This is a genomic window from Sinomicrobium soli, assembly GCF_003285545.1.
GTDB lineage: Bacteria > Bacteroidota > Bacteroidia > Flavobacteriales > Flavobacteriaceae > Sinomicrobium.
This window is the reverse complement of sequence record NZ_QLNV01000025.1, coordinates 1-26,411: the sequence shown is the minus strand read 5'-3', so window position 1 is coordinate 26,411 and position 26,411 is coordinate 1. Positions and strand designations below refer to the sequence as shown.

Genomic DNA, 26,411 nt, shown 5'->3' with positions numbered 1-26,411 from the left:
TTAGACATCGTTCGTTTTGTGGTCAAAATTAGAACACTATACTATACCGGGAAAGATGTACTTAGACGGACGGATACGCCTAAACACGGAAAAATCGGGATATTATGCGTAACGGACAAGCAATTCGGAAATATGGAGGTCTTTTTCGGACAAAAAGAAGCCGATCTGCCCCCTCCATCCCAACAACTGGAATTGTTCTGACAGGATCGGAAAAACAAAAAACAAAAAAGCAGGCTGTTAAAAATCACCTGCTTTTTTTGATTTCGTTTCCAGTATCCAACTCCTTGTTAATAAAGGGATTCCAATGAGGTTGGAACGAATCCCTGTAAATCTACAAATTTTTGAAAGCAATTCACAACCCAACGTACTGAAGAACATTTACCAGCGCTGTTGGAACGAATCCCTGTAAATCTACAAATTTTTGAAAGCAATTCACAACCGATGTCAATTACCAGTTTTTTCCAATTGAGTTGGAACGAATCCCTGTAAATCTACAAATTTTTGAAAGCAATTCACAACTAGCGTACTATGATATATTCAAGCAATATTGTTGGAACGAATCCCTGTAAATCTACAAATTTTTGAAAGCAATTCACAACGAGCCAAATAGTACCCTTCATCTCCTTTGCGTTGGAACGAATCCCTGTAAATCTACAAATTTTTGAAAGCAATTCACAACGGTATTGAAAGATCAATTTTTTTAGCCATAGTTGGAACGAATCCCTGTAAATCTACAAATTTTTGAAAGCAATTCACAACACACTACTGTGTCGCAATCCAAGAGTACTAGTTGGAACGAATCCCTGTAAATCTACAAATTTTTGAAAGCAATTCACAACGGATAACCTTACTGGCGAAGGGGATTATCTGTTGGAACGAATCCCTGTAAATCTACAAATTTTTGAAAGCAATTCACAACGGGTAGCCGTACCAACCTTAGATACCGAAAGTTGGAACGAATCCCTGTAAATCTACAAATTTTTGAAAGCAATTCACAACTGGACCGGAAAAAGTATCTAATGCCTATAGGTTGGAACGAATCCCTGTAAATCTACAAATTTTTGAAAGCAATTCACAACTCAAGCTTCCGTGATATACGGGGTTTTCTAGTTGGAACGAATCCCTGTAAATCTACAAATTTTTGAAAGCAATTCACAACTTGTTCCTGCGTTCTTGCGCATTCCACTCCGTTGGAACGAATCCCTGTAAATCTACAAATTTTTGAAAGCAATTCACAACATGCTCCTGCGTTCTTTCGCATTCCACTCCGTTGGAACGAATCCCTGTAAATCTACAAATTTTTGAAAGCAATTCACAACTTTCTAAATTGTTTTCGGTTTTCATAAGAGGTTGGAACGAATCCCTGTAAATCTACAAATTTTTGAAAGCAATTCACAACAGCCATAGAAGGCTACACCTTGCAGGATTTGTTGGAACGAATCCCTGTAAATCTACAAATTTTTGAAAGCAATTCACAACGTGAGGCTTAATACCCCATTCGTCAAGTTTGTTGGAACGAATCCCTGTAAATCTACAAATTTTTGAAAGCAATTCACAACTGATGTTTTGTTTTTGTTTGATATTACAAAGTTGGAACGAATCCCTGTAAATCTACAAATTTTTGAAAGCAATTCACAACTTAAATACAGGTGTCCTGTATGATTGTATTGTTGGAACGAATCCCTGTAAATCTACAAATTTTTGAAAGCAATTCACAACGTAGGGGCTAAAGGGGTTGCGGGGCATTAGGTTGGAACGAATCCCTGTAAATCTACAAATTTTTGAAAGCAATTCACAACAATATGCTGTAGCGTGTAATCGTAGTCCTCGTTGGAACGAATCCCTGTAAATCTACAAATTTTTGAAAGCAATTCACAACTGTAGCTTATAGCATTTACGAATCCGGAAAGTTGGAACGAATCCCTGTAAATCTACAAATTTTTGAAAGCAATTCACAACAACCCTGCATTTCTTAAAGTTAAGCACATCGTTGGAACGAATCCCTGTAAATCTACAAATTTTTGAAAGCAATTCACAACGCGTCTGCGTTTGTTTTTCGAGTCTGGGCTGTTGGAACGAATCCCTGTAAATCTACAAATTTTTGAAAGCAATTCACAACGCTTTTTTATCAATTCTGTTTTTTGTTCTTGTTGGAACGAATCCCTGTAAATCTACAAATTTTTGAAAGCAATTCACAACTTTACACTCCATACATTTACCACAGGCAACGTTGGAACGAATCCCTGTAAATCTACAAATTTTTGAAAGCAATTCACAACTGTCGTTTACAACGCCTTTAAACAAAGTGTGTTGGAACGAATCCCTGTAAATCTACAAATTTTTGAAAGCAATTCACAACACATAGATTGGTATACTAACAGAGAAGACAGTTGGAACGAATCCCTGTAAATCTACAAATTTTTGAAAGCAATTCACAACGATCTCTCATGCGTGTACACGGCGTCTAACGTTGGAACGAATCCCTGTAAATCTACAAATTTTTGAAAGCAATTCACAACTGAAATTCGATGAAGATTCGGCCGGTACTTGTTGGAACGAATCCCTGTAAATCTACAAATTTTTGAAAGCAATTCACAACTCTTCTGTATATAGTTTGTTTCTGTAGTATGTTGGAACGAATCCCTGTAAATCTACAAATTTTTGAAAGCAATTCACAACCAAACTCCCGGGCTACAAAACGAAGCCCTTGTTGGAACGAATCCCCGTAAATCTACCGAACTGGAAATGGACGGTATTAAAATAGATTTTTACGATGTCAGGGAAAAGGTTATTCATGAAGTAAAAAAGAGCGATAAGGTAGAACACGCCCATATTATACAAGTAAAATATTATCTTTATGTCCTGTGTGAAAACAGTATTGAAGGCGCCACAGCTATCATAGAATACCCCAAAATGAAGCAACGCCAGGTGGTGGAATGGGAAGAAGGCGACCTGAAAACCGTTGAAGACTGGAAAAAAGAAATAAGCCAAATCTTGTTGGATAAGCAATGCCCGCCTTTGGAGAAAAAAAGCATTTGTCGTAAGTGCAGTTATCACGATTTCTGTTATGCGGATGAGGTGTGAGACTGGATCAATTCCAAAAAACCGTAATACTATGAACGAATTAATCATATACGAATCAGAAAATGGAGTTCAGGTCGAAGTACGCTTTGATGGAGAGACGATTTGGGCCACTCAGCGGCAGATTTCAGAACTCTTTGAAACCACCCCCCAAAACATCACGCTGCACCTAAAGAAGGTGTATGCAGAAAATGAAATTGAAAAAAAGGCAACTTGTAAGGAATACTTACAAGTTCAAACCGAAGGAAAAAGACAGGTGAAACGGAAGCAAACTTTTTACAACCTCGACGCAATTCTTTCAGTAGGTTATAATTGGAATTGAAATGGATATCCTGACCGATGAGGCCGCCTACGCCAAGTACCTTTAATCGTACTAACTGGAATTGAAATCATAAAGAAAAGAGAACGTTGTGTCCTCTGTTGGAACGAATCCCAGTAAATCTACAAATTTATACTATTGGGAAGGTATTATAATATGCTCTGGGTGAAGCGATCGTTGCTAAAATGGGCAGGGAGGAGCATCGTTAAATACTTTTGTTTAATTTCCGTTCAAACGGAGTTCTTCCTTTGTTTTGAGTTTCTTGATGGGCAACTCCTCACCGTTTTTACCCAGCCATTCGAGGTACTCATTGTAGGCAGCGTCATTGCCCGTGCGCATGAGGTGCGCATTGATGTAAGGGTTTTTTGTGTTAGCTTTTGGCCTGGGGGCCGGAAGAACCCAATACACAAACTTGATCCATCCTTTCGCAAGGAGGAACCCGATCGCTACTATCGCTATGATTAAGAAGGTCATAAAGCAAAGATACTGATTTTGAGGTTACCATTGCAATCTGCTACCAGTCTGTTTTTACCATGTAATTTTATCAAAACCTACCATATAGGCAATTACGTTTACGCCAAACGCAATTACGTATACGCCAAACCGAAACCCTTATGCGGTAAAGGTAATCCCTTGTGCTGCATACCGAAACCCTTATACGGTAAACATAATTACTTAAGCGGTAAACGTAATCACGTATGATGCAAAGAGGGTTACTTTTACGGTAAAGGGAATTCCTTATGCTGCAAACCGAAACCCTTATACGGTAAACATAATTACCTAAGCGGTAAACGTAGTTACGTATGGTGTACAGGGGATTACTTTTACGGTAAACATTGTCCCTTATGCCGAATACCGAAACCCTTATACGGTAAACATAATTACTTAAGCGGTAAACGTAGTTACGTATGGTGTACAGGGGATTACTTTTACGGTAAACATTGTCCCTTATGCCGAATACCGAAACCCTTATACGGTAAACATAATTACTTAAGCGGTAAACGTAGTTACGTATGGTGTACAGGGGATTACTTTTACGGTAAACATTGTCCCTTATGCCGAATACCGAAACCCTTATACGGTAAACATAATTACCTGAGCGGTAAACGTAGTCCCTTATGGTGCAAAGGGAATTACTTATGCGGTAAAAGTAATCCCTTAAGCGGTAAAGGTAACCCTGTCCGGCGTAAACATAATCCCGTTTATGGCATACTTTTGAAAGATCTGTGAGGTAGCTGTCGATAGTTGGCATGCCGGAAACCTTTTACGGTAATTCCGTTATTATTATGCGAAGACTTAAGATTCGATACTGTGTTAAACTTTGAATCCATCCGGGAAAGGCTACAGGATGAATTTGGATTAAATCAGAAAATATTAAAGAGAAACTCCTCTTTTTTCAATTTACTTCCCCTCAGAATAATCCAACAAATCCACAAAATCAATATCGAGTGTCTCTCGAAAGGTCTTTACATCCAAATCCTCAATAAGCTCAATCACATTGGGATACCGGTCTTCGTGATAGCCCAGGGCTTCCATACATAATTCCTCAATGGCACGTTCTTTGCTCCAACCCTCAAAAACAATACGGTAGGCAGCGCTTATGGCACCGGTCCTGTCACTACCGTGCCAGCAGTGTATCAATACCGGTTTTTCGGCCCCTTTAATCGCCTTCAGAGCTTCGAGGATCTGTGCTTCGGTCAGTTTACCGGCACGCAATGGCATCCACACCAAGTCCATCCCGGTATCCCGTGCCTTCCGGTCGTCCTTCCAAAGGCGCCTGAAATTGAGTACGGTTTTTACACCCAGTTTGTCCAGCTCTCCAAATCCTTTCCGGCCGGGCTGTTCGGAGCGGTACAGAGAATCGTTTAATCGGTAGAAGTTGTTCAGATATTTACATTCCACTTTAGAGCAGAAATCCTGTGCGATCATTGGAATGGAAAAAAATAAACTCATGGTGAAAATTATGACTGCCTTCATTTGAGTTGGCTTTATTTAAACTACTGTCGGCTACATTGCATCAGTTTACTTACTGATATATGGGGAGGAACAGACACAAACAAATAAACCTGGTCTCTTGATAGGTGACCCTTTATTATTTCCATCGTCTTGATCAGGGCGGATATCTATAACTTGTTGGAACCAATTCGCGTAAATCTACAAATTTTGACCGATTTGAAACAATATTGACGGAATGTTTTAATGACACGGAAAAGAATAAGACAGGCTTACTAAACGCGCAGTCATTCAACAAACTGTTTAAGAAGAAAACCGACATTTCGCCATTGGCGTTCAGACAATGTTAACGGACAGACAGTATTTTTTACCAAATGGTAAATCCTTACAACCAAACGATTGTTAACTTTGCATCAATGAAAGAATTGATAGATTATATATTACAGTTTGGCAATTTGAACAAACAGCAAATCACCCTTATTACAGGCAAAGCGACCGAAAAAGAGCTTCGCAAAGACGATTATTTTGTAGAAGCGGGAAAACTGTTTGACCAGGTTGTTTTTGTTTTGGACGGCATTCTTCGCATTTGTTATTACAACAACCAGGGCGATGAAATCACGAAGTATTTTGTCGATGAAAGCCACCTGTTCGCCAATCCATACAAAAACGAGCCGATGACGGAATACATTCAAGCTGTTACCGATTGTAAGCTCATAGTATTTTCTCAGCAAGATTGGGACGAGCTCTCTAATACAATCGTTAGTTGGAACGACATTGCAAACAAGATTTTTCAAAAAGCGCTGGTTGAAAAATTAGACCGGAGAAGCTCATTGGTTTCGGAAGATGCCACAACCCGTTACCTCACATTTCTGGAAAAATTTCCAACCCTCGTCAATCGCGTTCCGCTTTCTTATATCGCTTCCTATCTGGGTATTACACAGCAATCTTTGAGCAGAATCAGAAAAAAAGTCCGCTAAAACCACTTTTTACCAAATGGTAAACGATTTCATTTTTTGTTGCAGCAACTTTGCAGTATTAAATTTTAAATCGATAAAAAATGAAGAAAGCATTCATAACAGGAGCAAACAAAAGCATTGGCCTTGAAACCGCAAGACAACTTTTACAACAAGGGTTTTCTGTCTATCTCGGAAGCCGAAATTTAGAAAACGGACAAAAAGCAGTAGAACAGCTGAAAGCAGAAGGATGGATTGACGTTGAAGCGGTCCAAATTGACGTAGCAGATGATGATTCGGTAAAAAATGCACGGACTGAGATCGGCAAAAAAACAGATGTTTTGGATGTTTTGATCAACAATGCGGGAATTACCGGTGTAAAATTGGACGAAAACGGAAACCTCATCCCCCAAACCGCCGAAAGCACAAGCATCGATGTATTCAAAGAAGTTTACGAAACCAACGTCTACGGAGTCCTGAGAGTTACGCAGGCTTTCCTGGATCTGCTCAAAAAATCGGACGAACCGAGAATAGTGATGGTGAGTTCCAGTCAAGGCTCTATCACGCTTCACAGCGATCCGGGTTACAATTACAAATATTACCATCACAAGGGCGTGGTCTATTTATCGTCGAAATCGGCGTTGAATATGGTGACTGTAAATTTAGCTTACGAACTTCGCAACACGAATTTCAAAATCAATGCCGTAAGCCCGGGCTTTACAAAAACAGATTTGAACTTCAACCACGGAACAGGAACGGTAGAAGACGCAGGGAAACGAATCGTAAAATACGCTTTAGTCGGTAATGACGGGCCAACAGGGAAATTCTTCTGCGAAGAAACCAACCCCGAAACAGGGGAAATCCCTTGGTAATGAAGATCGGACAGAAGACGCAGGACAGATCCTGTACGGTTTAGGTTTGTGGAAGCCTATCTGTTTAGAAAACAAGTAAGCCGACTTCCCTGTCAGCCCCTGACCTGTACCAGGTCTATATGGAAGGGCCGATGGTTGACCCACTGGCTGAGGATGTCGGCTTCAGGCAACCGGTAATAACGCCATTCTCCGGTAAAGGTGATGGGATGATAACACCAATCGGGTAGGTGTTTTGTGTGGTATTTGTGTTTCAGGTGTTCCCCTGAACATCACTCCCCGGGCCATCCGTCTTTCCAGCGGACCTTCACGATACGGAGTTTCGGTTTGCCTTGATCGGTACTGTCATAACCGTGGAATACGAGGTAATCTTCTCCCCCGAAGGTATATATACTGTTATGCCCGGCACCGGCCCATCGGCTGTCCCCGGTAATGACAGGGGTTCCCCCTCCGGAGGTCATCAGTTGCCCCGCCTTGTCCCTGTAGGGGCCGGTTACCTGTTCAGATCGTCCGACCACTACCTTATAGGTACTTTCCTTTCCGCGGCAACAGTAATCAAACGAAACAAAAAGGTAGTAATACCCGTTTTTGTAAAATATAAAGGGGGCCTCTATGGCGGCATCTCCGGGGGCTTCGTCTGCGGTTTCGAAGGAGCGTTTTCTCCTGGCTATGGTATGCCATTCTTCAGGTTGGCGTACCGATAGGAGGTCATCGGACAGTTTTACCAGTTTGATGCCTCCCCAGAAGGAGCCGAAAGCCAGCCAGTGGTCACCGGCCTGCCCCGGTACGACATTGGGGTCTATGGCGTTCCACATATCGCGGTTGGGGACGGAACGCAGGATGATGCCGTGATCTTTCCAGTGGTAATCCGGGGCATCCGGGCGAAGGGTTTCATTGGTGGCAACTCCTATGGCACTGGTATTCTTGCCGAAAGACGATATGGAGTAGTAGAGGTAATAGCGCCCGTTGTGCCTGAAAATGTCAGGAGCCCAGATATGGTTCCTGAAACCGGGAACAACACTTTCTGCCCATGCCGGGGCTTCCGGGAAGACCGGGGGTTCCGGGTTCCAGTGTTTCATGTCGGGGGAAGAGGATACGGAAATCCCTTTTCCCGTACTGTACAGGTAATACCGGCCTTTTTCTGCGGCCATGACCGGATCGTGAACGGTGATTTCCTGTGATGTTGCACTGTAAACCAGGCACAGTGCAAACAGGAGAATGATATCTGAACGGAAGCTATTCATGGAGATATAAGGTTGATGATCATTTTCTGCCTACCCTGACCACGCTGAAAGAATACGGGGCCAGTGCAATATTCACCTTGTTGTTCCGCACTTCGATCTCTTTTTCCACGGGAGTGACATTTGCCGTATTCAACGTATTTTCTGCCTGGAGGTCATCGTTCTGCAGGATTGTTACCGACCCTTCGGACTGCACGTTGCCGCCCTCGAACAGGACTTCCTGCTGCCGTTGCCGGCCGGAGGTATTGACGATTTTCAGGATAATATCGTCTGTGTTCCTGTCCAGGGATGCGGTAGCATACAGCTCGTCCTGCCCGGTAAGGGCTTTTCCTCCAAGTGTAGCCGGGATAACATGTGTGCCTTTGTTCAGGGAAAAAAGCTGCTGTACGTAATAATTGGGAGTGGCGTAGGAGCGGAGGTTGTCAAACCAGATAAGATCGGGGGTCCATTGCCATCCTTCCACATGTGCCATCAGCGGGGCATAGGAGGTGAGGTGTACGATATCGGCATTGCGTTCGAGACCGGTTATGAATGCAGCTTCCGACAGGGCGCATTCCCAGTTGTTCCTGTTTTCGGGGCTTGCGATGGCCACGCTTTGGGCCGCGTATTCGCCGGCGAATATCCTGGGGCCGTTCCGGTCGTAACTGTCGTAACGGCCGGCATTGTCCCGGAACCAGGCGGGGGGCTTGTAATAATGTTCATCCACAATCTCGGCCCTGAGTTTCCGGAGCTCATCCGTACCGTATTCAAAATGTTCTCCTTCCGCAAAGGGGCCGCTTCCGGATACGATGGTCATTTCCGGGTATTTTTCCTTGATGGCTTTTTCGAATGCCTTATACCGTTTTATGTATTCCGGGCCCCATTGTTCGTTACCGACCCCGATGTATTTCATGGCGAACGGTTCGGGGTGCCCCATATCGTGTCTCAGTTTGCCCCAGTGCGAATCTGCGGTTCCGTTGGCAAATTCGATCAGGTCCAGGGCATCCTGGATATAAGGGTCGAGTTCGTCCATAGGAACCAGCTCCCCGGTATTGAACTGGCAGGCCATACCGCAATTCAGTATCGGCAGCGGTTCCGCACCCAGGTCTTCCGCAAGCTGGAAGTATTCGAAAAAACCGAGTCCAAACGACTGGTAATAGTCCGGTGTGGGCCGGTGGGCGAATTCGGTGTTCCACCGGTTAATGAGCAACTCACGCTGCTCCGTGGGGCCAACCGTTTTTTTCCATTGATATCTTTGCTCCAGGGTTCTCCCTTCAACAATACAGCCCCCGGGAAAGCGCAGGAATCCCGGTTTCAGGTCGTACAGGAGCTGGACGAGGTCTTTCCGGAGTCCGTTTGCCCGGTTTTTCCAGGTATTTGCAGGGAAAAGGGAGACCATGTCCATATCCAGCGTTCCCCGCCCTGTAAAAGAGATCTTCAACTGTGCTTTCGGGACGGTTTTCCCGGCTACCAGCTGTGAAGTATATGTTTTCCATCCGGTGCTGTCCGGACTTACCGACGTGGAAGCCAGTACCTGGCCGGTGGTGTCGGTAAGCTGAAAACGGACCCCGGTGATGTTTCCCTCCTTCAGGGCTGCTGAAAATGAAAGACGGTATGTTTCTCCCTTTTTTATTCCCATTCCCCGGAACCCTTCGTTGACCAGGTGGTATTTTTCGTCATCGTGTACCGTGATCCGGCAAAAACGGGGGTTGTGCTCCCGGGTTGGTTTCAATACGGATGCCGAACCGGAATTCTTGTTAAGCGAATGCCGGTCGGTGGCGGGCTGCGACCATCCCATCATCGGGTCGGTAAATTCGAAAGAACGGTTTTTGACCAGTTCGGCATACAAGCCTCCGTCTGCGGCAAAATTGATATCCTCAAAGAATATCCCGTACATGGTGGGTTGCATTTCAGCCATAATTTCATCGGCTTTGACCCTGAGCAGTCCGGACTGTTGTGCATGGGTACCGGAGACCAATGCCATGCAGGCTAATGCGGTTATAATTGATTTTGTCATGACAGCTATTGTATTTATGGGTAATGGTAAAATAAGAGATGTGTTTTCCCGCGCCCTGCTACGGGCAGGTTGCCTAATCTGCGGGATCGATGCCCTCGGAGGTCATCAGCACACGTTTCATGGTGCCGTCGGCATTGTAATACAGGTAATCAATGCACACGGAGCGCCGGAAACTTCCGCCATCGGTGGGGATGCCCCCGTTGTGATAGATAAAGTAATCCCTGTCCTTGAAACGGATGATGGCCTGGTGGTTCGTATTACTGTTTCCCGCAATCTCATTGAGTATTCCCTTGAATTCCCACGGGCCGGTGACCGACCTGCTCATGGCATAGGCCGTTTTTTCGGGAAACTGGTATGCATAAGAAAGGTAGTACCAGCCGTTTCGTTTGTGTATCCAGGGAGCTTCCGTAAATTCGGGGAGGTCTACAGTATGAATGTCGCCATCGATCTCGGTCATGTTTTCCTTCAGTTTTGCGTAGTAGCATTTCGTATTTCCCCAGTACAGGTAGGCCTGCCCGTCATCATCGATAAAAACGGTAGGGTCGATATCGTCCCAGCTGATGTCGGTTGCTGTTGTCATATCATTGGATATCAGTGCTTTTCCCAGCGCATCCTCAAAAGGCCCCACGGGGCTGTCGGACACTGCCACCCCGATGGCTTTCCCGGGATTGGTGGCATGGGTTACCGAAACATACCAGTAAAACCTGCCGTCACGTTCGATGACCTGTGCGGCCCAGGCATCGCCTTTTGCCCACTTGAAATCGGTTACCCGGAGAGGAACCTCGTGTTCCTTCCAGTTTACCATATCGGCAGATGAAAATACCAGCCACTCTTTCATATCGTAAAAATGGAAGTCCTTGGCGGCCTCGTCGTGCCCGGTGTACAGGTATACGGAATCATTGTGTACCAATGCCGCAGGATCGGCGGTAAATTTATGGCTGATAACGGGATTGTTATAGACCGGGGTTTTTGCGGTTACCGGGTTTTCTTCCGTAAGTACGGCCTGTTTCTTTTCTTCCCCGCAGGAGGCAAACCAGAGGGAGACGAACAGGGTGATAATAGCTTCTTTTTTCATTGCACTTGATTATTTTATATGCTGGGTTCGGTATTTCACAAAGATCAGTTTGCCGAATTGGGCTGCAGGTTGGGGTTCACATCCAGTTCCCTCTGGGGGATCGGCAGGAATTCCTTTCCGGCGGTCCATGTGTTAAAATCCGGGTCGTGTTGTTTCAGTTCGGCCAGTTTACCGGCATCGTACAACCATCCCCACCTGATGATATCGTGGATACGGATAGATTCTATGGCAAATTCCAGGGCCCTCTCATGGGCGATCTGATCTCTCATTTCTTCCGTTGTCATATCGGGGCGGGCGACGGCCAGGTCGGGCAGGTCTGCCCGGTCGCGTACCATCTGGATATAGGTATAGGCCCGGGCTGTTTCTCCCGATTCATTGAGGGCCTCGGCATACATGAGCAGGATATCGGCATACCTGAGCAACCGGTAATTGATTTCCGATTGTTCCACCCCTCCGTTACTTTCCGTGGAGAACCCCCAGCCGTTCTGGTCGTGTGTGTATTTCCGCGGGTATATCCTGTCTTCGGCATGTGGCCAGGGCTGCCCGCTGTAAACGGTGGTGGAATTTTCCGAGGGCTCATAAGAGGCGATCGTAACCAGGAGTCTCGGGTCCAGGCGGCCGTCTGCGGTAAGTTCCTGTTTGAATTCGTCATAGATCCACCGGGTGGGCAGAAAATCGGAATAACCGAAGCCGTCCATGGCATAGGTATGTCCTACTGAAGAATACTGCGTCCAGTTCGATCCGGGTTCTCCTCCGTAGTTCCATTCCGTACCTCCTACCTGTTCCTGGCTGGCAAACTGCACTTCGAACAGAGACTCCGCATTGTTTTCGGAGAAGGGGCTGAAATTATCTGTGTAATCGGGCATAAGGCTGTAAACGGCCTGCTCTCCTGAAATGAGTTTCTCAAATTCCTGTATGGCCGGTTCCCATTGTCGGGTGTACAGGTAGGCTTTCCCGAGGAACCCTGTAGCGGCTCCTTTCGTGGCCCGCCCCTTTTGTCCCTGGTCCGGCCCTGAAACAGAGGCGTAATCTACAGGCAGCAGCTCCTGTGCTGCCGAAAAGTCGGAAATAACCTGTTCCCAGACTTCTTCCGTAGATACGGTAGGAGGATAATAGTCTTCCGGCGTTTGCGGGACCGTTGTAAATACCGGCACCTTCTCAAAATTCGTTACCAGGTGAAAGTAAGCCAGTCCGCGAAGGAAATAGGCCTGTCCGAGGCAACGGTCCTGTTCTTCCTGGTCCATTTCGATTTCGGGAACAAATTTCAGTACCTGGTTTGCCCGGAACACCTGCTGATAATAAGAGGTCCACATCCATTCTACCGGCCCGGCAGTAGGCAGTATGGTGAAATTCGCTACCTGTACCAGGTCGAGCCACGGGCTGTCGCCGTTAAAATCGTCGCCGCGGCCATCGGTGAGGGCAGGGGTCATACGCATGTAATACCCGTCTGTGATCAGACTGTTGTATATGGCATTGACCCCTTTGTGTGCCTGCTCCGCCCCGGTCCAGTAATCTTCATTTGCAGGCTGGTTGTTCGGGTCTAAAAGATCCAGCTCATGATCACAGCCCGAGTTTAAAAACAGGGTGAGCATCGCTAATACGGATGTCGTGATTTTACTGTTCATCTTCCTAATTTTTTAAAGTTTGATTTGTACTCCCAGCATATACGTCCTGGGTCTCGGATAGGTGCCCCAGTCGAAGCCGGGGTTCCATACGTCTCCGTTAAAATCAGGATTAAATCCTTTGTAGCTGCTGAATGTATATACGTTCTGTGCCGTAACATACAACCTGAGGGAATTGATGATCTCACTGAAACCCTCCGGCAGGGTATAGCCGAGAGAAAGTGTATTGATCCTCAGGTAATCACCTTTCTGCAGCCATCCCGGACGGTTGGAGTCGCGTGCGTTACCGTTCGGGTCATTGGCGATGACCCGGGGGATATGGGTGTCGGTGTTTTCCGGTGTCCACCGGTTCAGGATATCGGTATGTGCATTGAGGTTGTCTGTAGACCACATTAATGTCCGGTACAGGTTGCTGTTGATATAATAATCTGCCGCTCCGGAAGCAAAAACCGTAAAATCCAGGTTTTTATATGATGCCGAGAAGTTCAGCCCGAAGGTGACGGACGGAATCGCGCTCCCGAGGTAGGTCCTGTCGTCGGCATTGATCGTACCGTCTTCGTTGAGGTCCTTAAACCGTATATCACCGGCTGCCGTGGCGGCGCTCTGGAAAGCATGGCTGCTCACCTCGTCCTGAGACCGGAAAATCCCGTCGTAGACATAGCCGTAATGCTCGCCGACTTCCCTGCCTACTTCTGTTCTGGCCCCCGTGCCATATACGGGTTCGTTATTCCCTCCGAGCGACAATACCCTGTTTTTTAACGTACTGGCATTTGCCGAAATGTCAAAGGAAAAGTCTTCTCCGCTGTTATAGTGGTATGCCAGTTCCATATCGATACCCGAATTCTTCAGGCTGCCCGAATTGGTGACCGGGGCGCTGTCGACCGAGCCGCTTGATAACGGGATGGGGACACCCACCAGGACATCGGTGGTTTTCTTTTCATAATATTCGACCGTCAGGTCCAGCGACCGGTCAAAAAAGGAGGCATCCAGCCCGAAATTGGCAGACCTGGTATTCTCCCATTTAATGTTTGAATTCTTCAGGCTGGTCTGTATGGCCCCCACAACCGATACCACCGAGCTGCCCTGGTAGAAATTGTAGGGGATATTGGCATTGATAACGGGCTGAAACAAATAATCCCCGATATTCTGGTTTCCGAGTTCCCCGTAACTGCCCCTGAGCTTTAGTTGTGAGATCGCCCCGTTGGTATCGGGGAAAAAGCTTTCATTAGACACATTCCATCCCAGTGCGATGGAGGGGAAGGTACCGTACTGGTTTCCCGCCGCAAACCTGGAAGAACCGTCCCGGCGTACCGTAGCGGTCAGAAGATAGCGGTCGTCAAAATTATAATTGATCCTTCCGAACATGGATACCAGGGTGCTCACCAGTTCAAAGCCCCCTGAAGTCTGGTTCCTTCCGTTCGACAGGACGGGATAGTAAGGCTTGGGCAGGTCTTCGGAATGACCGGTGCGGGTTACTGACCTGTTGCGTTGATAGGTATAGCCCCCCAGGATGTCGACATGATGTTTTCCGAAAACCTTTTTGTAGTTCAGTGTATTCTCGGCCAGGCTCACCGTATAGGTCCGGGTATTATCGTCCAGCAGGGATTTTCCCGAACCGAAAAAATATCCCATCTGGAATTCCGGTACGAAAGAGAAGTCCCTGGCAAAGGTTTTATCATAGCTCATGTTAAGCTTATAGGTAAGCTCATGGCCGTTATGGTCTATAATCCTGTATTCCGGGTTTACTATGGCAAAGGTCCTGTCTACCTCGGTCCAGTTGGTAAAAATACTGTTGATCCCGGGAACGTTCAGGGCTATGGTCTGGTGAACCTGTGAGTCGGTACCTCCCCAGCCGCCCTCGTTACCGGCATCGCGGAGCGGCATTGTAGGCGGTGCGATAACCAGGTCGTTGATCAGGGGCGGCCGCCCGCCTGTGAGTACATCGCCCCTGAACGTCAGCAGGTTTTCAAATGAATGGGTGTAATACAGTGACGGCGATATACGGAACCGGCCTTTTTCCACGGTGGTATTGATACGGCCGGAATACCGTTCGTAAGCGGGCCCTTTTCCGACAAACATCCCCTTGTTTTCGAAATAATCTACCGAGGCATTATACGTAATGTGTTCGCCTCCCCCGGAAAAATTGAAATTATGGTTCATTCTCATCCCTTCTTTTAAACCGGTCTTCTGCCAGTCGTTGTCCGTGTCAGCTACAAAAAGCGGGGAATCGGGGTCATTACCCGGTATAAGAGGCAGCCCGGCATTGACCCTTTTTTCATTGGTGATCAGCTGGTAATCCGATCGTTTGAGCACAGGTATTTTCTGCACCACATTATCGATCCCGTAGTAGCCGTTGTACTCTATGGCCAGCGGACTGTTTTTACGGCCGTTCTTTGTGGTGATGATCACTACGCCATTGGCTGCCCGCGAACCGTAAATGGCCCCTGCCGAAGCATCTTTAAGCACCTGGACAGAGGCGATGTCGTTCGGGTTGAAATCCCTGACCGAGGTACCCACCGGGACACCGTCTACGATGTAAAGGGGCTGGTTGTCGCCGAAGGTCCCGATACCCCTGATCCGTATATTGGGTGCCGATCCCGGATGTCCGTCATTGGTAACGGTTACCCCGGAGGACCTTCCCTGCAATAAAGAGGAAATATCACTGCCGGATGTCTTCTTGGCTTCGTCGGCATCCACTATGGCAATGGAACCGGTAAGGTCTGACTTCTTCTGTGTCCCGTAACCTACGACAACGACCTCGTCCAGGAGGGCAAGGTCTTCCTGCATAACCACGTCTATAACCTCACGCCCGTCTGCCGGTATTTCCTGACTGCGGAAACCGATATAGGAAAATATGAGAATGTCGCTGTTCCCGGTAACCGGGATGGAATAATTACCGTCAAAGTCCGTGACCGTTCCCCGGTCTGTCCCTTTTATGCGTACCGTTACCCCGGGCAGAGGTTCGTTATCTGTCTCCGACAGTACAGTTCCGCTTATGGTACCGTTTTGCGCATGCAGTCCGATCACCGCACACAGCATGGCAGCCAGGCATATCCATCTCTTGTACGACGGAAGTGCACAGCTGCTTTTGAGCAATCTGTTTTCCATAAACTTCGGTTTTGGTTGATGATTATCACAATATAAGTGTATTATATACATTTACGAATGTATCCAAAACCGGGACAAAAAGCAAACTTTTTATTGTAAATTTTACATTTATTTAGGAGGTACGGTTTTAAAATGGTAATTGTAAGCGGGATTCATTAATGATTTTATACGGTGCAGAGGTAGGGGGAGAAATAAAATTACGGCAGAAAGCCACCTGTTAAAAATGACTTTTTGCCGTAATAGTAAGTTACATTTAATTATGAGACAGTAGGTTGTGGTTATCGTTATAATCAGGAAAGTCATCTGAGAAATACAGATACTTTTCGGACTTTTGTTGTTTATTTGCATTCCTGACTCAACTTAATCATAGAATACATGAAGCAGAATTACCTTGCTACTTACCGGATATTATTTGTCATAGTGCTAACAGGCATTCCCCTTCATGCCGTACAGGCCCAGACTGCCCGGGGGCAATATATCCGGGCATCGATAGGCTTTGGGATGTCTGCACCTTACGAAGATGTGGACATCGATGGAACCGGGATGTACGCACAGGGAGAGTACCTGTTCAATATGCGCAGCTGGTTTAGCCTGCGGCCCTATGCGGGGGTAATATTTACCAAAACCCGTAAAAGCGGAGATGATTACCGGGACCGGGATTATAAAGTTACCTCCAATGCTTTTCTGCTGGGGGGCAAAGCCCGGTTTACAGCGCCCATACCCTGGGTGGCGCCATACCTGGAAACAGGGGTGGGGGCTTCCCTGGGGTCGTTTGAAACCTATATCCCGTCTGTTCATATAAAGAAAAACGGAATCTTGTGGCACATACCTTTATCGTTAGGGTTACTCGTAGGGCCCCGGCACGATGTGGATATCGGGCTGGTGTATTATTATCATCCCTCCGCCGAACAGTTTTCCGGGGCACTTGCTTTCGGATTGTCTTTTCCCATACGTTAAAGAGATCGGGATAAGGTGATGCTATAATATTCTGATAGCCTATTACCTTCATAAAAAGATATCCTTTCTAAAATTGATAGAATATTTGGGGATAGAGGAATATGAAGCTATTCAGGAATTTAAGAAAACATTGCCGGTGGGATAATTCCCGTTGTTGTTCCGGGTATATATTTTTCCGCCACCGGATGCCGGTAAGAATATTTATTTTATGGTGTATTTGTTCGGAATTGTTCTGCTACTGCACTGACATTTTATTGATTCGTATTTCATATTCTTCTATGGCCTCACGAACCATATCCACATTGTCGGATGCGCGCTGATGGGCTTCTTCCATTACTTTTTCGAGCTTTGTGTCGGGAAACTCGAACAGGTCGGTAATCACGTGGTTTATCTTGTCGATACTGCTTTCCTGGGTGTTCTTGATATCTTCGAGCTTGGCGAGGATCTTTCGCATACGCTCCAGTTTGTTTTCATCGCTCATATTGTGGTGATTTTTGTTTCAAATTAGCGATATTGTATCAATTCGGCAAGTTTTTTAATTTAATTTTAATTTATTTAATATGTTTTAACAGTGAGAATGAGGGGGGCTATATAGGGTGAGGTTCGTACAAACAGGATATGGAACCGTATATAAAATACCCTCGGGAGGGTATTTTTTCACATATGTCCGTAACTTATATTTGATCCTGAAGAAGCCGGGAAAACAAATATAGGGAACAATGCAAAAAATATTTATTTGCCTCGCAGTGCTTTATGGCGTGGGAGTGGAATGGTCTGCAGCATACGGGCAAGCGGAAAAATATCCGTTTTACCTGAAATATTACTGGGGAGACAGGGACAGGGATTTTGCTGTAAAGGTGACCGACAGGCTTATAGCCGTTACTGATAAGGGAGAAGTTTATATAGGGGAATACAACGAAATGGCCCGCCGTTATGAGGAGGCTAACAATGGATTTGAACGGGAGATCAACAATCTTGACAGTCCTGAATACGACAAGCGCAGATATGAGCAGTTGCAGGGAGAGGTGGAAAACCTGGAAAAACGGTACAATACGGTAAAAGTGGGATATTCGCTTACCGAGGCCAATTACAATATGTGCCGGAGCAATTGCCAGGGCATTTATAACCAGCTTGTGAATATCCGCAACAACCTGAGCAATATTGCCAATAGTTATAACCAGAAAGCTGCAGAACTACAACGCCTGTATAATTCACTGACCGGTAAAATAGAGCGCTACAACCGGAGCGTAAGCGATCTTGAATACAGGTATGATATTGACGGACTGCGTCAGGACCTGAACCGTATGGGAGATAAAATAGCAGCCTATATCCGGGAACAGAAAATATGACGGTACCCGGCATCCGGTAAGGCCCGACGGGTTTTTAAAGCCTGTCGGGGCCCGGGAAAAGAACTTTTATTTACCTTAGTCCGGTAAAAAGGAAAAACAGGACTATGACCATACCGGAAAAAGTGTATCGGGACAATATGGTGCGCTATGAACATGCACTGAAAGTGGTAAGGAAACAATTGCGGCTTATCAGCATGCTGAGAGTACTGACCTTCGTGCTTATGGCCTTATCGATGTATGTGTTTTATCCCGTAGCAGTGATGATGATAGCCCCGGCACTGGCAGGAGTGGTACTCTTTCTGGTCCTGGTGGTGCGGCACAACCGTTCAAGGCAGCAAAAGAAAAAGCTGGAAGAACTGCTGGCCCTTAACCATACCGAGGTAAGGGTGCTTCACGGTGATTTTAAGGATTTACCCGACGGGTCGGAATTTACAGATCCCCTGCATGCGTACAGCAATGATACAGACCTGTTCGGCCCCGGTTCTTTTTTCCAGTACCTGAACCGTACCGGGCTGATATCCGGCAGGGCAAAGCTGGCGGCATGGCTTACCGCAAACAATACAGAACGTATTTCCGAACGACAGGAAGCGGTGAGGGAACTGGCCGGAAAAACAGCATTCCGGCAGGAGTTTACCGCTACGGCCCGCATGATGAAAGGCCGCACCCCGGCAGAAGAAATAAAGAAATGGATGGAACGCCACACTCCTTTTGTACCTGCTGCCATGCGGTGGCTGCCGGCGGTTTTTACGGCGGGATCGGGGGTGCTGCTGGTACTGTTCTTTACCGGGATGGTACCCGGTATATGGATACTGTTGTATTATGTTGCCGGTTTGCTGCTTACGGGGTCCAGGCTCAGGAAGATCAATGCCCTGGCTGTGCATACGGGCAGGATACAGGATTTCTTCCTGCGGTACCGGCAGCTCCTGGAGCTGCTGGAAAAGGAATCGTTCTCCGCCCCGGTACTGGCAGCATTGCGCGGGCATATCACGGCCCCGGGAAAAAATGCTTCGTGGCTGCTGCGGCAACTGGCACGGGCTATCGATGCCTTCGACCAGAGAAACAATATGATCATGGCCCTGCTGGGCAATGGTTTCCTGCTGTGGGACCTCCGCCAGTGCTACCGTATTGAGCAATGGATACTGGCACACCGCGACAAGGTAGGGCAGTGGTTCGACACCGTAAGTGCCGTGGATGCCTGTAACAGCCTGGGAAATTTTGCCTTTAACCATCCGGATTATGTATTCCCGGAGATTACCGACCGTGAAGTGGTCCTGGAAACCAAAGGCGCCGTACATCCCCTGATCCCTGCCGATAAGGCGGTGCGTAACGATTATACGATAGCCCGGGAGAACTTCTTTATCATTACCGGCGCCAATATGGCCGGGAAGAGTACCTTTTTGCGTACGGTATCGCTGCAGATCATTATGGGGAATGGCGGGCTGCCGGTATGTGCCCGGAGCTGTTCGTATTCGCCCGTAAAGCTGGTCACCAGTATGCGTACCGTTGATTCGCTTTCTGACGAAGCTTCCTATTTCTACGCCGAACTGAGCCGCCTGAAATATATCGTGAATACCCTGCAAGGGGAAGAACACCGCTATTTTGTGGTATTGGACGAGATTTTAAAGGGCACCAACAGCACCGACAAGGCCATAGGATCGCGCAAATTCGTGGAGAAACTGGTGGCCCTGGGCGCTACCGGTATTATCGCTACCCACGACCTGAGCCTTTGTGAGGCAGCCGATGTATTGCCGCAGGTAAGCAACTATTATTTTGATGCGGAAATAACGAATGACGAACTCTATTTCGATTACCGCTTTAAAAAGGGGGTCTGCCGGAATATGAATGCTTCTTTCCTGTTGAAAAAAATGAAAATAGTGGACGGATAGATTCTTCACTTTCCCTGTGTTCGGGAGAGGCTTTTCTGAATGACATTTGCTTCAACCTGCAACCAGAAATGAAGAATTATAAACCCGTAACATTTCTTTTACAACTATATAATTGTCCCTATCTTTAATAGTTTAAACAAGTACGGTTCTGATATGGAATTTATAGATTACTACAAGGTACTGGAATTGAACAAAAGCGCTTCCCAAGCCGATATAAAGAAGGCCTACAGGAAACTCGCCCGGAAGTATCACCCGGACCTGAACCCGGATGACCGGGAGGCGCAGCAGAAATTCCAGCAGGTCAATGAAGCACATGAGGTGTTGAGCGATCCTGAAAAGCGGAAGAAATACGATGAGTACGGCAAAGACTGGGAGCATGCCGAGGCTTATGAAGAGGCCAAACGCCGGCAGAAAGCGCAGAACGGGAGAACTTCCGGGGGTACGGAAGGCGGATACGGGTATCATACCTACTCCGGGGCCGGGGGAGAGGATTTCTCCGATTTTTTCGAATCGATGTTCGGCGGGGCTGCCGGGGGAAGAGGCCGGCGTACTACGGGGTTTCGCGGACAGGATTTTAATGCGGAACTCCATCTCGACCTTCGCGAGGTATACACCACCCATAAACGTACCCTGACGGTAAACGGGAAGAATATCCGTCTCACCATTCCCGCCGGGGTGGAGAACGGACAAACCATAAAAATTTCCGGGCACGGGGGGGAGGGGATAAACGGCGGGCCCCGCGGCGACCTCTATATTACCTTCGTAATCAATAATAACACCGGTTTCAGGAGAGATGGCAATGACCTCTATACCGAGGTAGAGATCGACCTGTACGATGCCGTTCTGGGGGGCGCCGTAACCGTACCGACCTTCGACGGCAAGGCAAAACTTACGGTAAAACCCGGGACCCAGGGAGGGGCTAAGGTAAAACTCAAGGGAAAGGGGTTTCCGGTGTATAAAAAGGAAGGCCGCTTCGGCGACCTGTACCTGACGTATAAGATCAGGATCCCCGCCAAACTGGACGAGGAAGAGAAAAAACTGTTTGAAGCACTGAAAAAACGCAGATCATGAGCCAGCGACAATTAATAGAAGTGACTACGTTCTGTACGTATCATAACATAGAAATAACCTTTATCCGGGAACTGGCCGAATACGACCTCGTTGAGATTGTGAACAAGGAGGGTAAGGAGTTTTTTTATTTTGACAAAATTCCTGGTGTAGAGAAGTTTATACGTCTTCATTTTGATCTTAAGATTAACATGGAGGGGCTTAGCGCAGTCTATCATTTGCTCGAACGGATAGAAGATTTGCAACAAGAGGTGAGGACGCTGAGGAACAGGGTGTAAAGATAGTCGGCCGTCGCCGGCCCGGATGTGTTAACTGATATAATTCCAAATATTTTTCTTTTTGCTGATCTGGGCGTAGGTATGCCGTATGGGAAGGTTTCTCTCCGCAGACAGGGAAGGATCGTCCCTGAGCAGTTGCTGCGCATACTGCCGGGCCAGTTTCAGGATCTGGTTGTCTTTTACGATATCCGCGATATTCAGGTGGAGTACCCCGCTCTGCTGGGTCCCCATGATATCACCGGGCCCGCGCAATTTCAGGTCTGCTTCGGCAATTTCGAAACCGTCGTTGGTGCGCGTCATGGTTTCCAGCCGGGTTTTGGAGTCGGCAGACAGTTTATGCCCGGTCATGAGAATACAATAGCTCTGTTCGGCGCCGCGCCCCACCCGGCCCCGGAGCTGGTGTAACTGCGACAGTCCGAAGCGCTCGGCACTTTCTATGATCATGACCGAGGCATTGGGTACATTCACCCCGACCTCGATCACCGTAGTGGCTACCATGATCTGGGTCTCGCCCCGTAAAAAACGCTCCATTTCGTAATCCTTATCGGCCGGTTTCATCTGGCCGTGCACAATGGAGATCTGGTATTGTGGCTTCGGGAATTCGCGCTCTATACTGGCATAGCCGTCCATCAGGTCTTTGTAGTCCATTTTCTCCGATTCCTGGATGAGAGGATATACCACGTAAACCTGCCTGCCTTTTGCAATCTCGTCCCGGATAAAGGCAAAGACCTTAAGCCGGTTACTGTCGTATCGGTGTACGGTCTTGATGGCTTTCCTGCCGGGGGGAAGCTCGTCGATCACCGAAATATCGAGGTCTCCGTACAGGCTCATGGCCAGGGTGCGGGGTATGGGCGTGGCGGTCATGACCAGTATATGGGGAGGCGTGGTGTTCTTGTGCCACAGTTTTGCGCGCTGTGCCACCCCGAACCGGTGCTGCTCGTCTATAACGGCCAGCCCCAGGTTGTGAAACCGTACCTTGTCTTCGAGGATGGCATGGGTGCCGGCAAGAATGTGCAGGCTACCGTTTTCCAGTTCTTCGTGTATGACTTTCCGCTCCGAAGCCCGGGTAGACCCGGTGAGGAGTTTTATGTTTATGCCCAGGGGTTTTACCAGCTCCGCGATGCCGTTAAAATGTTGTGTGGCGAGAATTTCGGTAGGGGCTACGATACAGGCCTGGAAACCGTTGTCAAGGGCCAGGAGCACAGACATTAAGGCTACGATGGTCTTGCCCGAACCCACATCACCCTGCAAAAGCCGGTTCATCTGTGCGCCGGTACCCATATCGTGACGGATCTCCCTGATCACGCGTTTCTGCGCCCCGGTGAGTTCGAAGGGCAGGTGCCGGTCGAAAAAATCCCGGAAAAGTGCTCCCACCCGGTCAAAGACATAGCCCTTGATCTTCTGCTTGTGCACCAGGTTCCTGATCAGTAACTGTAGCTGGATAAAGAACAGTTCTTCAAATTTAAGGCGGAACTGCGCCCTGGCCAGGAGTTCCTGGTCTTTGGGAAAATGGATATTGAACAGGGCTTCCCGCATGGGCAGCAGCTTGAGTTCCCGGATCAGCGGGGCAGAAAGGGTCTCCGAGAACCGCCCGCCGGTCTCGATAAACAACTGCTGCATCAGCTTGTTGATCACCCTGTTACTGATCCCCTTGCTGGCCAGTTTTTCGGTGGAAGGGTAAACGGGCTGCATGGCCGTGCGCAGGCTCTGCTCGTGCTCCGACAGCAGTTCCATCTCGGGGTGGGGCATGGAAAATACATTTCCCATACGGTTGCATTTCCCGAAAACGACATAGGGGACATTGAGCTTTAGGCTTTCTTTCATCCATTTGTGGCCCCTGAACCAGACCAGTTCCATTTCCCCGGTATCGTCCCTGAAAGTGGCCACCAGGCGCTTGCCTCTTTTCTGTGCTACGGTTTTGAGGTGTACGATCCTGCCGACAACCTGTACCTCGGAAGAGTTTTCCTGCAGCTGTCTTATTTTGTAATATCCCGTACGGTCTATATAGCGGTTGGGAAAGAGGCGGATAAGGTCCTGGTAGGTATGAATGCCCAGTTCCTTGCGGAGCAGGTCGGCCCGGCCGGGGCCCACTCCCTTCAGGTAGTCGATAGGCGTTTGTAGCAACTGAGGATTCATAGGGACGAAGATAATTAATATAGTGCAATTAAATATCCTGGATAAATCGTTAATTATGCCGGGAAAATTTTCGGATTGATCCCGAATGTGTAATTTAGGGGGCCTTATGTATATAGCCGCTATGAAAAAACAGCTGTGGTGCCTGTTGCTGTTCCTTCCGGGATTAGAGCTGCATGCACAACAATACCCCGATGTCGATTTTACCCGGGCCGATGCCCGGCTTCACATAGACCCGTATAAAAAAGAGGTGTCCGGAACCGTAAGTTATGATTTTGACATACATAAACCGGTAGATACGGTTTACCTGGATGCCCGGAATATGACTTTTGAGCATGTTGTCCTGAATGGCAGCCCTGCACCGTATTCTTATGATGGCAATCGCTTATTGCTGACACCGGGTTTTAAGGCCTCTTCGGGCAACAGGATAGAAATAACCTACCGGGCTGTACCGGAAAAGGCGATGTATTTTACCGGGTGGGACAGCGATACGGCGGTACGGCAGGTGTGGACACAGGGGCAGGGACGCTTTGCCAGTAACTGGCTCCCTACCATTGACAACCGGAACGAAAAGGTGGAGTACGATCTGTGCCTGAGTTTTTTAAAAGAATATAAAGTTTTGATTAACGGTAGGTTAGAAAGTGTTTCTGAGAGTGATAGTTTAAAGGTGTGGTGCTATGACATGAAGCGTCCTATGAGCAGTTACCTGCTGGCGGTAGCCATAGGGAAATACGATAAGCTGACAGAAGTATCCGGAGAAGGGATACCTCTCGAATCTTATTACTACCCGGGAGACAAGGAGAAGGCAGGGCATACCTATGAGCATACCAGTACTGTTTTTGATTACCTGGAAAAAGAGATCGGGGTAAAATATCCCTGGCAGAATTACAAGCAGGCACCGGTACGCGATTTTCTCCATGCCGGTATGGAGAACACGACGCTTACCCTGTTTGCCGATAGTTTTATGACTGATGCGACAGGGGTAAAGGACCGGAATTACCTGAACGTAAACGCCCATGAAATGGCCCACCAGTGGTTCGGTAACCTGGTGACGGCACACGATGATGAACACCACTGGCTACAGGAAGGGTTTGCCACTTATTACGCCCTGCTGGCTGAGCGGGAGGTGTGGGGAGAGGACTATTATTACTGGAAATTGTACCGTTCTGCAGAAATGCTTGCGGAACAGTCAGACGAAGGGCTGGGAGAAGCTGTAACGGACCCGGGGGCCAGCAGCCTCACGTTTTATGAGAAGGGGGCACTGGTATTGCACAGGTTAAGGGAAATTACGGGAGATGCCGCATTTCGTGAAGCGGTGAAACAATACCTGCAAAAACATGCCTATGCCAGTGTGGTGACCTCCGATTTCCTGGAGGAAGCAGAAGCAGCTTCCGGAGCGGACCTTTCGGAATTTGGCAGGATATGGCTTAAGGACAGCATTTTTCCGGAGGAGGAGATCATGGCCTCGTTGCGGAAAAACAGCTTTATAAACACCTATATGCGCCTGGAGGCGGGGGACATTTCAGAAGAGGAGCAAAACGCTTTGCTGGGATCGGATATATACTATCCCGCAAAACAGTATATCATTTCGAGGCGGAATACGGATAGTGTGGATGTGGCGTGGAACAGGGAACTGTTTGAAACAGGCAACTTTCATATCAGGCAGGCCCTGGCTTTAAGCCTGGACCGCATTCCGCCGGAGCTGAAACCGGAATATGAAACCCTGTTGTCCGACAGCAGTTATGTTACCGTAGAGCAGAGCCTGTTCCGCCTGTGGAGAAATTTCAGGAGCGATGCCCCCCGGTACCTGGACCAGACCAAACACCTGGAAGGATTTTCAGACAGGAGCCTGCGTATATTGTGGCTCGCGCTGGCCGTACTCACCCCGGACTACCCGGAAACTGCGGAAAGCAGGGAGGTGAAAAAGGCAGTATGGCGCAATGAACTGATCGGGTACACTTCGGATAATTATGCCTATGAAGTGCGGCGTAATGCTTTTGCCATTGCTTCCCAGACAGGGTTGTTCAAAGACAAGGCCGCCCTGAGAAACCTGGTGAGAGCCTGTGTACACCATACGTGGAACTTTGCCAGTTCTTCCAGGGAATTGCTCGGTAAATTGCTGCGGGAACAGGAATATGCAGACAGGCTGAGAGAGCTTTTGCCTTCTCTGGGGGACAAGGAGAAAAATTACCTGGAAAGTGTTTTGAAGTAAATCGCTTAGAGCCCTTCGGAGTTCCCCTATCCTGATGTTCGGGAGAATGATAACTATGGACCGGTTCAGAGTTATATTCAAACCTGAATAAACCATAGTTAGTTTGTAAACGATGAAATGGCAGGGAGTCGGGGGTCAGAAGTCGGGAGTCGGGAGTTGTCATTCCGACGATAGGAGGAATCTGCGGGGCTTCCGTTATGCTGTTGAAGCTCCTTTATGCCTGGGTGTAGATTCCCTGCCTGTATCCTATGACTCAGACAAGTTTTGTTCATAAATTTTTTCTATAATTCTAAGGGACGTACCTCATTGTA

Annotated in this window: 18 protein-coding genes, 2 pseudogenes and 1 CRISPR repeat array; of the genes and pseudogenes, 11 read left to right on the top strand and 9 right to left on the bottom strand. The window is 47.6% G+C overall.

What is annotated here, in order from left to right:
- From DN748_RS19360 to rhuM, 3 genes and pseudogenes are all read left to right on the top strand, one after another.
- Positions 1-201, top strand: a pseudogene (locus DN748_RS19360) (hypothetical protein); the annotation flags it as partial.
- A 108-nt stretch (positions 202-309) separates the two neighbouring features.
- A CRISPR array of direct repeats spans positions 310-2,679; the repeat unit is 50 nt; unit sequence GTTGGAACGAATCCCTGTAAATCTACAAATTTTTGAAAGCAATTCACAAC.
- A gap of 51 nt (positions 2,680-2,730) precedes the next feature.
- Positions 2,731-3,084: pseudogene (locus DN748_RS18440) on the top strand (Dna2/Cas4 domain-containing protein); the annotation flags it as partial.
- 31 nt (positions 3,085-3,115) lie between these two features.
- A complete protein-coding gene (rhuM, locus tag DN748_RS18435; protein WP_112373316.1) occupies positions 3,116-3,403 on the top strand; it encodes a RhuM family protein in 288 nt (95 codons plus the stop codon).
- 216 nt (positions 3,404-3,619) lie between these two features.
- Here the strand turns inward: rhuM and DN748_RS18430 are convergent, their stop codons facing one another.
- Together DN748_RS18430 and DN748_RS18420 are read right to left on the bottom strand one after the other, a co-directional pair.
- Positions 3,620-3,874, bottom strand: coding sequence for a hypothetical protein (locus DN748_RS18430; RefSeq protein WP_112373315.1), 255 nt, complete (start codon positions 3,872-3,874; stop codon positions 3,620-3,622).
- A gap of 927 nt (positions 3,875-4,801) precedes the next feature.
- The gene (locus DN748_RS18420) at positions 4,802-5,353 is read right to left on the bottom strand and encodes a phosphatase domain-containing putative toxin (RefSeq protein WP_161554607.1); all 552 of its coding nucleotides are present in this window, start codon (positions 5,351-5,353) and stop codon (positions 4,802-4,804) included.
- A gap of 416 nt (positions 5,354-5,769) precedes the next feature.
- Here DN748_RS18420 and DN748_RS18415 point away from each other — a divergent pair, with 416 nt between their 5' ends.
- Positions 5,770-6,330, top strand: a complete 561-nt coding sequence (locus DN748_RS18415) for a Crp/Fnr family transcriptional regulator (RefSeq protein WP_112373312.1) — start codon at positions 5,770-5,772, stop codon at positions 6,328-6,330.
- An 80-nt stretch (positions 6,331-6,410) separates the two neighbouring features.
- Positions 6,411-7,178: an SDR family oxidoreductase gene (locus tag DN748_RS18410; protein WP_112373311.1), complete on the top strand. Its 768-nt coding sequence runs from the start codon at positions 6,411-6,413 to the stop codon at positions 7,176-7,178.
- Positions 7,179-7,447: 269 nt separating this feature from the next.
- On the opposite strand, the gene DN748_RS18405 is transcribed toward DN748_RS18410, so the two are convergent.
- From DN748_RS18405 to DN748_RS18385, 5 genes are all read right to left on the bottom strand, one after another.
- On the bottom strand, positions 7,448-8,419 hold the full coding sequence (locus tag DN748_RS18405; RefSeq protein ID WP_112373310.1) for an arabinan endo-1,5-alpha-L-arabinosidase: 972 nt from the start codon (positions 8,417-8,419) through the stop codon (positions 7,448-7,450).
- A gap of 19 nt (positions 8,420-8,438) precedes the next feature.
- Complete coding sequence (locus DN748_RS18400; protein ID WP_112373309.1) at positions 8,439-10,412, bottom strand: alpha-L-arabinofuranosidase C-terminal domain-containing protein; 1,974 nt, start codon at positions 10,410-10,412, stop codon at positions 8,439-8,441.
- Positions 10,413-10,485: 73 nt separating this feature from the next.
- Positions 10,486-11,487, bottom strand: a complete 1,002-nt coding sequence (locus DN748_RS18395) for a glycoside hydrolase family 43 protein (protein WP_112373308.1) — start codon at positions 11,485-11,487, stop codon at positions 10,486-10,488.
- A 44-nt stretch (positions 11,488-11,531) separates the two neighbouring features.
- Positions 11,532-13,112 (bottom strand): RagB/SusD family nutrient uptake outer membrane protein, encoded by a 1,581-nt coding sequence (locus DN748_RS18390; protein WP_236636920.1) that lies wholly within the window; start codon positions 13,110-13,112, stop codon positions 11,532-11,534.
- Between the two features lie 12 nt (positions 13,113-13,124).
- Complete coding sequence (locus DN748_RS18385; protein ID WP_112373307.1) at positions 13,125-16,217, bottom strand: SusC/RagA family TonB-linked outer membrane protein; 3,093 nt, start codon at positions 16,215-16,217, stop codon at positions 13,125-13,127.
- A gap of 375 nt (positions 16,218-16,592) precedes the next feature.
- Here DN748_RS18385 and DN748_RS18380 point away from each other — a divergent pair, with 375 nt between their 5' ends.
- A complete protein-coding gene (locus tag DN748_RS18380) occupies positions 16,593-17,174 on the top strand; it encodes a hypothetical protein (RefSeq protein ID WP_112373306.1) in 582 nt (193 codons plus the stop codon).
- Between the two features lie 235 nt (positions 17,175-17,409).
- On the opposite strand, the gene DN748_RS18375 is transcribed toward DN748_RS18380, so the two are convergent.
- Positions 17,410-17,655, bottom strand: coding sequence for a hypothetical protein (locus DN748_RS18375; protein ID WP_112373305.1), 246 nt, complete (start codon positions 17,653-17,655; stop codon positions 17,410-17,412).
- Positions 17,656-17,893: 238 nt separating this feature from the next.
- On the opposite strand from DN748_RS18375, the gene DN748_RS18370 reads away from it, so the two are divergent.
- The 4 genes from DN748_RS18370 to DN748_RS18355 all read left to right on the top strand — a co-directional run bounded on the left by DN748_RS18370 (position 17,894) and on the right by DN748_RS18355 (position 21,755).
- A complete protein-coding gene (locus tag DN748_RS18370; protein WP_146746652.1) occupies positions 17,894-18,523 on the top strand; it encodes a hypothetical protein in 630 nt (209 codons plus the stop codon).
- 104 nt (positions 18,524-18,627) lie between these two features.
- Positions 18,628-20,409: a MutS-related protein gene (locus tag DN748_RS18365; RefSeq protein ID WP_112373303.1), complete on the top strand. Its 1,782-nt coding sequence runs from the start codon at positions 18,628-18,630 to the stop codon at positions 20,407-20,409.
- A 153-nt stretch (positions 20,410-20,562) separates the two neighbouring features.
- A complete protein-coding gene (locus DN748_RS18360; protein WP_112373302.1) occupies positions 20,563-21,480 on the top strand; it encodes a DnaJ C-terminal domain-containing protein in 918 nt (305 codons plus the stop codon).
- Entirely contained in the window at positions 21,477-21,755 is a 279-nt protein-coding gene (locus DN748_RS18355) for a chaperone modulator CbpM (protein ID WP_112373301.1), read from the top strand. The genes DN748_RS18360 and DN748_RS18355 overlap by 4 nt, the downstream gene beginning before the upstream one ends.
- Positions 21,756-21,785: 30 nt before the next feature.
- Here DN748_RS18355 and recG read toward each other — a convergent pair whose 3' ends face one another.
- Entirely contained in the window at positions 21,786-23,891 is a 2,106-nt protein-coding gene (gene recG / locus DN748_RS18350; RefSeq protein WP_112373300.1) for an ATP-dependent DNA helicase RecG, read from the bottom strand.
- Between the two features lie 121 nt (positions 23,892-24,012).
- Here recG and DN748_RS18345 point away from each other — a divergent pair, with 121 nt between their 5' ends.
- Complete coding sequence (locus DN748_RS18345) at positions 24,013-26,100, top strand: M1 family metallopeptidase (protein WP_161554606.1); 2,088 nt, start codon at positions 24,013-24,015, stop codon at positions 26,098-26,100.
- Positions 26,101-26,411 lie beyond the last annotated feature (311 nt).

Excerpts from the sequence above, each read along its gene's own strand:
- DN748_RS18390 (WP_236636920.1), bottom strand. The coding sequence starts at position 13,112 with ATGAACAGTAAAATCACGACATCCGTATTAGCGATGCTCACCCTGTTT.
- rhuM (WP_112373316.1), top strand. The coding sequence starts at position 3,116 with ATGAACGAATTAATCATATACGAATCAGAAAATGGAGTTCAGGTCGAA.
- DN748_RS18385 (WP_112373307.1), bottom strand. The coding sequence starts at position 16,217 with ATGGAAAACAGATTGCTCAAAAGCAGCTGTGCACTTCCGTCGTACAAG.
- DN748_RS18375 (WP_112373305.1), bottom strand. The coding sequence starts at position 17,655 with ATGAGCGATGAAAACAAACTGGAGCGTATGCGAAAGATCCTCGCCAAG.
- DN748_RS18415 (WP_112373312.1), top strand. The coding sequence starts at position 5,770 with ATGAAAGAATTGATAGATTATATATTACAGTTTGGCAATTTGAACAAA.
- recG (WP_112373300.1), bottom strand. The coding sequence starts at position 23,891 with ATGAATCCTCAGTTGCTACAAACGCCTATCGACTACCTGAAGGGAGTG.
- DN748_RS18405 (WP_112373310.1), bottom strand. The coding sequence starts at position 8,419 with ATGAATAGCTTCCGTTCAGATATCATTCTCCTGTTTGCACTGTGCCTG.
- DN748_RS18380 (WP_112373306.1), top strand. The coding sequence starts at position 16,593 with ATGAAGCAGAATTACCTTGCTACTTACCGGATATTATTTGTCATAGTG.
- DN748_RS18420 (WP_161554607.1), bottom strand. The coding sequence starts at position 5,353 with ATGAGTTTATTTTTTTCCATTCCAATGATCGCACAGGATTTCTGCTCT.
- DN748_RS18410 (WP_112373311.1), top strand. The coding sequence starts at position 6,411 with ATGAAGAAAGCATTCATAACAGGAGCAAACAAAAGCATTGGCCTTGAA.
- DN748_RS18370 (WP_146746652.1), top strand. The coding sequence starts at position 17,894 with ATGCAAAAAATATTTATTTGCCTCGCAGTGCTTTATGGCGTGGGAGTG.
- DN748_RS18345 (WP_161554606.1), top strand. The coding sequence starts at position 24,013 with ATGAAAAAACAGCTGTGGTGCCTGTTGCTGTTCCTTCCGGGATTAGAG.
- DN748_RS18365 (WP_112373303.1), top strand. The coding sequence starts at position 18,628 with ATGACCATACCGGAAAAAGTGTATCGGGACAATATGGTGCGCTATGAA.
- DN748_RS18400 (WP_112373309.1), bottom strand. The coding sequence starts at position 10,412 with ATGACAAAATCAATTATAACCGCATTAGCCTGCATGGCATTGGTCTCC.
- DN748_RS18430 (WP_112373315.1), bottom strand. The coding sequence starts at position 3,874 with ATGACCTTCTTAATCATAGCGATAGTAGCGATCGGGTTCCTCCTTGCG.
- DN748_RS18395 (WP_112373308.1), bottom strand. The coding sequence starts at position 11,487 with ATGAAAAAAGAAGCTATTATCACCCTGTTCGTCTCCCTCTGGTTTGCC.
- DN748_RS18355 (WP_112373301.1), top strand. The coding sequence starts at position 21,477 with ATGAGCCAGCGACAATTAATAGAAGTGACTACGTTCTGTACGTATCAT.
- DN748_RS18360 (WP_112373302.1), top strand. The coding sequence starts at position 20,563 with ATGGAATTTATAGATTACTACAAGGTACTGGAATTGAACAAAAGCGCT.